The organism is Streptomyces sp. S3(2020) (genome assembly GCF_013044505.1).
In the GTDB taxonomy this organism is placed as follows: domain Bacteria; phylum Actinomycetota; class Actinomycetes; order Streptomycetales; family Streptomycetaceae; genus Streptomyces.
On record NZ_JABERD010000516.1, the window covers coordinates 1 to 1,358 of the forward strand.

At 72.0% G+C, this 1,358-nt stretch carries 1 protein-coding gene; it reads left to right on the forward strand.

Annotation, left to right across the window (positions count from 1 at the left end; translation table 11 throughout):
- Nucleotides 1–81: 81 nt before the first annotated feature.
- The coding region (locus HLK59_RS50075) for a condensation domain-containing protein (RefSeq protein WP_346780018.1) at nucleotides 82–1,358 on the forward strand (1,277 nt) is incomplete at its 3' end.

Sequence of the window (1,358 nt, forward strand, 5' to 3'; positions counted from 1 at the left end):
GTGCGCGGGTTCCGGGTGGAGCTCGGTGAGGTGGAAGAGGTGGTGGCGGGGTGTGAGGGTGTCGCGCATGCGGTCGTCTCGGTGCGGGCCGGCCGATTGCTGGCTTGGGTCGTGCCGGGGCCGGGGGCTGGGGAGGAATTGACGGAGCGTGTGCGGGAGCGGGCGGTGGGGCTGCTGCCGGACTACATGGTTCCGTCGGTGGTGACGGTCCTTGAGGGCGCTCTGCCTCTGACGCCGAACGGCAAGCTGGACCACACCGCCCTTCCCGCACCCCGCGCGAGGCAGGCCGACACCACCCGCCGCGAACCCGCCAACGAGGTCGAGCGGGCGCTGTGCGAGATGTTCGCCGACATCCTGGGCGTGCCGGACGTCGGAGTCGACGACTCCTTCTTCGCCCTCGGCGGCCAGTCGCTCCTCGCCGTACGCCTCCTCAGCCGGATCCGCGCGACCCTCGGCGCGGAGGTCGACATGCACGCGGTGTTCGAGGCGCCCACGCCGGCCGGTCTGGCCGGCCGCTGCGACGGCCCGGCCGGGACCCGCCCACCGCTCACCCGGCGTCCCCGCTCCGAGCAGGCTCCCCTTTCCCCTTCCCAACTGCGCTTCTGGTTCCAGGGCCAGCTTCAGGAGGGCACGGGCGGCACGGACACACGCGTGATCACCACCGCCCTGCGACTGTCCGGAGAGCCGGACGTGCCGGCGCTGCGGGCGGCACTGCGGGATGTGGTCCACCGCCACGAGAGCCTGCGGACGGTCCTTCCCGTGACCGACGGCGTGGCGCACCAGCAGGTTCTGGAGGCCGGTGACGTAGCCGCCATCGAGGTGGAATCCGTGTCTGTCGACGAACTGGACGCCCACATCGCCGCGTTGGCTGCCACCGGCTTCGACCTGTCGCGCGAGGCTCCCCTGCGCGCGAAGCTGCTGGCGGTCGGGCCGATGGAGCATGTGCTGGTGGTGGCGGTGCACCACATCGCTTTCGACGGCTGGTCGGCCGCCCCCTTCGTGCAGGACCTCGCCTCGGCCTACGCGGCCCGCGCCCGCGATGCCGCCCCGGAGTGGGCCGAACTGCCCGTCCAGTATCGCGACTTCACGCTCTGGCAGGACGAACTCCTGCACGCGGACGGCCTGGAGAAGCGTCAGTTGGACTTCTGGCGCGAGACGTTGAGGGACCTGCCCGAGGAGCCGGCCCTGCCCCGGGACCGGCCCCGGCCCGCCGTGGCCTCCGGCCGCGCGGGCTCTGTACGCCTGCGCATTCCGCCCGAGCAGTGTGCTGCTCTGGAGGGGCTTGCGCGTGAGTGTGGGTGCAGTTTGTTCATGGTGTTGCATGCGGTGGTGGCGGGTGTGTTGTCGCGGGTGGGTGG